Origin of the sequence: Marivita sp. (assembly GCF_020055635.1) — a bacterium.
GTDB lineage: Bacteria > Pseudomonadota > Alphaproteobacteria > Rhodobacterales > Rhodobacteraceae > Marivita.
On the sequence record NZ_JAIPUT010000031.1, the window covers coordinates 42,459 to 48,848 of the forward strand.

5 protein-coding genes are annotated in these 6,390 nt (G+C 63.6%); all 5 read left to right on the forward strand.

The genetic code is table 11. The annotated features are described in order from the left end of the window. The first annotated feature begins 142 nt into the window (after positions 1-142). Positions 143-2,839 carry a leucine--tRNA ligase gene (gene leuS, locus LCF60_RS14835; RefSeq protein WP_292292810.1) on the forward strand — a complete coding sequence of 899 codons (2,697 nt, stop codon included), beginning with the start codon at positions 143-145 and terminating at the stop codon, positions 2,837-2,839. Beyond that, positions 2,826-3,320 (forward strand): LPS assembly lipoprotein LptE, encoded by a 495-nt coding sequence (gene lptE / locus LCF60_RS14840; protein WP_292292812.1) that lies wholly within the window; start codon positions 2,826-2,828, stop codon positions 3,318-3,320. The genes leuS and lptE overlap by 14 nt, the downstream gene beginning before the upstream one ends. Then, a complete protein-coding gene (gene holA / locus LCF60_RS14845; RefSeq protein WP_292292813.1) occupies positions 3,317-4,342 on the forward strand; it encodes a DNA polymerase III subunit delta in 1,026 nt (341 codons plus the stop codon). The genes lptE and holA overlap by 4 nt, the downstream gene beginning before the upstream one ends. A 39-nt stretch (positions 4,343-4,381) precedes the next feature. Then, positions 4,382-4,966 carry a glutathione S-transferase family protein gene (locus LCF60_RS14850; RefSeq protein WP_292292814.1) on the forward strand — a complete coding sequence of 195 codons (585 nt, stop codon included), beginning with the start codon at positions 4,382-4,384 and terminating at the stop codon, positions 4,964-4,966. 228 nt (positions 4,967-5,194) lie between these two features. Beyond that, positions 5,195-6,390: 2Fe-2S iron-sulfur cluster-binding protein (locus LCF60_RS14855; RefSeq protein WP_292292815.1), on the forward strand; the 1,196-nt coding region annotated here is incomplete at its 3' end.

Below are 6,390 nucleotides of genomic sequence, written 5' to 3' on the forward strand. Positions count from 1 at the left end.
GACCGTCGTTATGTGCTGCAAAAGCGGGTATGACCGCAAAAATCCGGCATCACAATGGCGCTGGCGGGGGCAGGACTGGACGATCCTGTGGCATCGGCCTATCACGCGCTGCAACACGCAAGACACCACAAGGACACGCCCCATGTCGCGTTACGACCCATCCGTCATCGAGCCGAAATGGCAGGCCACCTGGGAAGAGCATCAGACGTTCCGCGCCGTGCGGTCGGATGACAAGCCGAAATACTACGTGCTGGAAATGTTCCCGTACCCGTCGGGGCGTATCCATATCGGCCATGTGCGCAATTACACGATGGGCGACGTGATCGCGCGCTACAAGCTGGCGACCGGGCATAACGTGCTGCATCCGATGGGTTTCGACGCTTTCGGCATGCCGGCGGAAAACGCCGCGATGGCGTCGGGCGGGCATCCGAAGGACTGGACCTATTCCAACATCGACACGATGGTCAGCCAGATGAAGCCGCTGGGCTTCGGTCTCGATTGGTCGCGCATGTTCGCGACCTGCGATCCGGAATATTACGGCCAGCAACAGGCGCTGTTTCTCGACTTCCTCGAAGCAGGGCTGGTCTACCGCAAGAACGCGGTGGTGAACTGGGATCCGGTCGACATGACCGTGCTTGCCAACGAGCAGGTGATCGACGGCAAGGGCTGGCGGTCGGGAGCCGAGGTGGAGCGGCGCGAGCTGACGCAGTGGTTCTTCAAGATCTCGGACATGTCCGAGGAACTGCTGGATGCGCTCGACGGGCTGGACGATTGGCCCGCCAAGGTCAAGCTGATGCAGGCCAACTGGATCGGCAAGTCGCGCGGTCTGCAATTCGCGTTCTCGACCATCGACGCGCCCGAGGGGCATGACCGGATCGAGGTCTACACGACCCGGCCCGATACTTTGATGGGGGCGTCTTTCGTCGGCATCTCGCCGGATCATCCGCTGGCCAAACATCTGGAGAAAGACAATCCGGACCTGGCCGCGTTCAATGCCGAGTGCCGCAAGGGGGGCACCACGGAAGAGGCGCTGGAGAAGGCCGAGAAGCGCGGTTTCGACACCGGGCTGCGGGTGCGTCACCCCTTTGATACGGCGTGGGAATTGCCGGTCTACGTGGCGAACTTCATCCTGATGGAATACGGCACCGGCGCGATCTTCGGCTGCCCGGCGCATGACCAGCGCGACCTTGATTTTGCGCGGAAATATGACCTGCCTGTGGTGTCGACCTTTGCGTCGGCCGAAGACGAAGGCCACACTCTTCCCGAGGATGGCGGGCCGGCCTATGTGCCGCCCAAGACCGAAACAGTGGTCTATCTGCGCGGTTTTGCCGGCGAGACCGAACAGACCGGCACGGAAGCGATCGACGCGGCCATCGACTTTTGCGAAAAGAACGGCGTCGGCCATGGCGTGACCAAGTTCCGCCTGCGCGACTGGGGGCTGTCGCGGCAACGCTATTGGGGCTGCCCGATCCCGGTGGTGCATTGCGATGCCTGCGGCGTGGTGCCCGAGAAGAAAGAGAACCTGCCGATCGCGCTGCCCTACGACGAGGATGGCACGGCGATCGACTTCAGCGTTCCGGGCAATCCACTTGACCGGCACCCGTCCTGGCGCAGCTGCCCATGCCCGTCCTGCGGCCAGCCCGCCACACGCGAGACCGACACGATGGATACGTTTGTCGATTCGTCGTGGTACTTTGCCCGCTTCACCGCGCCGCGTGCGGACACGCCAACCCACATGGCGGATGCGCAATACTGGATGAACGTGGACCAGTATATCGGCGGCATCGAACACGCGATCCTGCACCTGCTCTATTCGCGCTTCTTTGCCCGCGCGATGCACATCACCGGGCACCTGCCGGAAAAGTGCAAGGAGCCGTTCAATGCGCTGTTTACTCAGGGGATGGTGACGCATGAAATGTATTACACAGGCCATGCAGTGCAAGATGGCGAAAACTCAATTGTCGCTAGCCTAGTTTATCATTTTCCAGAAGATGTAGTTGTGTTCTCATCTGGTGGTGAGAGAAAAGCCGTCCTTCAGTCTAGGGTTGACGAGACAGTGACTGACGTAGCTTCAGTTGAAGAGCTTGAAGCACTTTGGAAACTGGACGAGTGGCATAATGCTCGTCACGTTCGTATTCAGTCTTCTGCAAAAATGTCGAAGTCGAAAAAGAACGTAGTCGATCCTGTGGCCATCATCCAGCAATACGGGGCGGATACCGCGCGCTGGTTCGTGCTGTCCGACTCGCCCCCCGAACGGGACGTGGAATGGACCGCCTCGGGCGCCGAAGCGGCCGCGCGCCATCTGGGCCGGGTCTACCGTATTGCGGCAGAGGTGGCCGAGGCTGAAGAGTCCCCGACAGGGGACGATGAAGCCCTGCTGCGCGAGATGCACAAGGCGATCCATGACGTGACGCTGGGGGTCGAAAGCTTTGGCTTCAACGCGTCGATTGCGCGGCTTTACGCCTTCACCAACGCGCTGTCGAAATCCAAGGCCGGGTCGGACGCAAAGCGGCAGGCGGCGAAAACGCTGGCACAGCTGATGTCTCCGATGACGCCGCATTTGTCCGAAGAAATCTGGGCGCTTCTGGGGGGCGAAGGCCTTGTCGCCAATGCGCCCTGGCCGGTGGCCGATCCCGCGATGATGGTCGAGGATACCGTGACCCTGCCCATTCAGGTGAACGGCAAGCGCCGGGACGAGATCACCGTGCCCAAGGACATGGACAAGGCCGAGGTTGAAAAGCTGGCGCTGGCGACCGATGGTGTGAAACGTGCGCTGGATGGCGCCGCCCCCAAGAAGGTGATCGTTGTGCCGGGTCGGATCGTGAATGTGGTTGCATAGACGCAGGGCGCTTTTCGCGCTGTCGGCGCTCTTCGCGGCGGCGGGGTGCGGCTTTGCGCCGGCCTATGGCCCGCAAGGAAGCGCGTCGGTGTTGCAGGACAACCTGCGGGTTGCGGCACCGGAACGACGTGACGGATTCCTCATGTCGCAGCGCCTGGAAGACCGGTTTGGCCGAAATGATGCGGGACGCTACGTTTTGACGGTGACACCGACGATTCGGCAGCAGGGGCTTGCAACCTCGGTCGAGGGCACGACCAATCGGTTTCAACTGATCGGGCGCGCGGATTACGCCCTGCGCGACACGCAAACCCAAAGCGTCGTGCGGCAGGGAGTTGTGACCGATTTCACCGGGTTTTCCGCCACGGGATCGACCGTGGCGACACTGGCCGCCGAACGCGACGCCACGGCGCGGCTGATGGTGATTCTGGCCGATCAGATCGTGGACCGGCTGATCCTGACGGCTGACGGTCTGCCCGCATGAAACTTTCCCCGCGCGATGCGTCGGGATACTTTGCCCGACCCGACCGGGACAGGACCGGCATCCTGATCTATGGCGAAGACGCGATGCGGGTCGCTTTGAAGCGGCAGGAGTTGATCGCGGCGCTGATCGGGCCCGAAGGCGAGGGCGAGATGCGGCTGACAAGGATTTCGGCGGCGGAGCTGCGCAAGGAACCAGCGCTTCTGGGCGATGCGATAAAATCGGTGGGGTTCTTCCCCGGGCCGCGGGTCGCGTTTGTCGAAGAGGCCAATGACTCGGTAATCAAGCCGGTCACGGCAGCGGTCGAGGACTGGCAACCCGGCGATGCGCAGATCGTCGTGACGGCGGGTCAATTGCCGGCCAAGTCGGCCCTGCGCAAGCTGTTCGAGGGGCATTCCAACACCTATGCGGCGGCCTTGTACAACGATCCGCCCAGCCGCGCCGAGATCGAGGCGGACCTGGCGCGGGCGGGCTTGGCCCGGCCTGATGGCGCGGCGATGGAGATGCTGACGGCCCTGTCGCGCGAGATCGATCCCGGCGATTTCCGTCAGACGCTCGAAAAGATTGCGCTGTACAAGCTGGGCGATGCCGGGCCGCTGACACCGGAGGAGGTGACGCTCTGCGCGCCGGGATCGACGGAAGCCGATCTGGATGATGTGCTCAACATCGTCGCGGAAGGGCGCACCGGCGAGATCGGTCCGGTGATGGCACGGCTGGAGGCGCAGGGCACGGCGGCTGTGACACTGCTGATCATGGCGACACGGCATTTCCGGGCCTTGCACAGTGCGGCGTCGGATCCCGGCGGTGTCGGGCAGGGCATGGGGCGGCTGCGCCCGCCAGTCTTTGGCCCGCGCCGGGATCGCATGTCACGGCAGGCCTCGGGCTGGGGCATGTACCGGCTGGAGCAGGGATTGCAGATGCTGCTGGAGACCGACCTGTTGCTGCGGTCTGCCGGGCAGCACGGGCCAGCGCTGGCGATCGTGGAACGGGCGTTCATCCGGCTGGCGATGCTGGGGCGCAGATAGGATTTGCCCGGGCAGAGGTCCGGCTTTGGGGGGACGACGATGTACAGACTGGTGGGAAATCGGGCGACGCGGGCATTTCGACCCTTGTGGATGCTGGAAGAACTGGGTGTGCCCTACGAGCATGTGCCCGCCGCGCCGCGCTCCGAAGAGGTGCGCGCGCTCAGCGCGTCCGGCAAGGTGCCGGTGCTGGTGGACGGAGAGGATGTGATTTCCGATTCGACAGCGATCCTGACCTATCTCGCGGACAAGCATGGGGCCTTCACGCGGCCTGCGGGAACGGTGACCCGCGCGCGGCAGGACGCTTGGACATTCCGCGTGCTGGACGAGGTGGATGCGCTCCTGTGGACCGCGGCGCGGCACAGCTTCATCCTATCGGAAGACCAGCGCGTGCCTGCGGTGAAGGACAGTCTCAAGACCGAGTTCGCGCGGAACCTTGACCGGATCGCGGCGGACCTGTCGTCGGATTGCCTTGCGGGCGATGACCTGACGGTGCCGGATTTCCTGCTGGCGCATTGCCTGGGCTGGGCGCGGAACGCGGGCTTCCCGGATGCGCCAGAGGTGCTGGTGGAGTATCTGCGGCGGTTGCGGACCCGTCCTGCCTTTGAGCGCGCGGCGGCGCTGTGAGCCGAAGGGCTTTCGAAAGCCCTTTCTGACGCGGTTTCGAAACCGCGTGAAAAAGCGCGTTCGAACGCGCTTGCACAAGCCATTTCGAAATGGCTTGCACCGCCCCTGTCGGAGAGAATTGTTCGCATCGGAAACGGCACAGCCGCAAATCCGCGCCAAACTGTCGGGATTGTTGATCCAAGCAACCCCCGGAATGCGGTTAGAGTGACCGCGACACAGGAGACCGCGATGACTGACACGATCACCTTCAGGTTGGACGGGAGAGAGGTTGAGGCCCGGCGGGGCGAGACCATCTGGGATGTTGCGCATGGGCGGGGTCTGGTGATCCCGCATCTGTGCCACAAGCCTGCGCCCGGCTATCGTGCGGATGGCAATTGCCGGGCCTGCATGGTGGAGATCGAGGGCGAACGGGTTCTGGCGGCGTCCTGCATCCGCGAGCCCTCCGAAGGCATGGTGGTCACGACCGACAGCGCCCGCGCGACATCCGCCCGCAGGATGGTCGTGGAAATGCTGCTGGCGGATCAGCCCGAACGCGATGCATCGCATGACAAGTCCTCGCATCTCTGGGACATGGCTGACGCGAATGGCGTGACGGAAAGCCGTCTGCCGACGCTCGAGGTCGAGCGCATTCCGCTGCTCGATGACAGCCACGTGGCCATGCGGGTGAACCTCGATGCCTGCATCCAGTGCGGTCTGTGCGTGCGGGCCTGCCGCGAGGTTCAGGTGAACGACGTGATCGGCATGGCGGGGCGCGGGCATGATGCCTACCCGGTGTTCGATTTCGACGATCCGATGGGCGAATCCACCTGTGTGGCCTGCGGTGAATGTGTGCAGGCCTGCCCCACCGGGGCGCTGATGCCCGCAACCGTGCTGGACGACGCGCAGCAGGGCGACAGCAAGGATTACGACAGCGAGGTCGAAAGCGTCTGCCCGTTCTGCGGGGTCGGCTGCCAGGTGTCGCTCAAGGTCAAGGACAACCGCGTTGTCTATGTCGAGGGCATCAACGGGCCGGCCAACGAAGGCCGGCTTTGCGTCAAGGGGCGGTTCGGGTTCGACTACATCCACCACGATCACCGCCTGACCAAACCGCTGATCCGGCGCGCGAATGCGCCTGCCAAGGGGTTGAACGTCGATCCGAACAACTGGCAGGAGGTGTTCCGCGAGGCGTCCTGGGACGAGGCGATGGATGTCGCCGCCAAGGGGCTCAAGGGCCGGGGCCGCGAGGTTGCGGGCTTCGGATCGGCCAAGTGCACCAATGAAGAGGCGTATCTCTTCCAGAAGTTCATCCGGCAGGGCTTTGGCCACAACAATGTCGATCACTGCACGCGGCTGTGCCACGCGTCCTCGGTTGCGGCTTTGTTGGAAAACGTCGGATCGGGGGCTGTGACGGCCACCTTCAACGAGATCGAGAACGCGGACGTGGC

Bases quoted from the DNA above. Each gene is read 5' to 3' on its own strand.
- lptE (WP_292292812.1), top strand. From the start codon at position 2,826: ATGTGGTTGCATAGACGCAGGGCGCTTTTCGCGCTGTCGGCGCTCTTC.
- leuS (WP_292292810.1), top strand. From the start codon at position 143: ATGTCGCGTTACGACCCATCCGTCATCGAGCCGAAATGGCAGGCCACC.
- LCF60_RS14850 (WP_292292814.1), top strand. From the start codon at position 4,382: ATGTACAGACTGGTGGGAAATCGGGCGACGCGGGCATTTCGACCCTTG.
- holA (WP_292292813.1), top strand. From the start codon at position 3,317: ATGAAACTTTCCCCGCGCGATGCGTCGGGATACTTTGCCCGACCCGAC.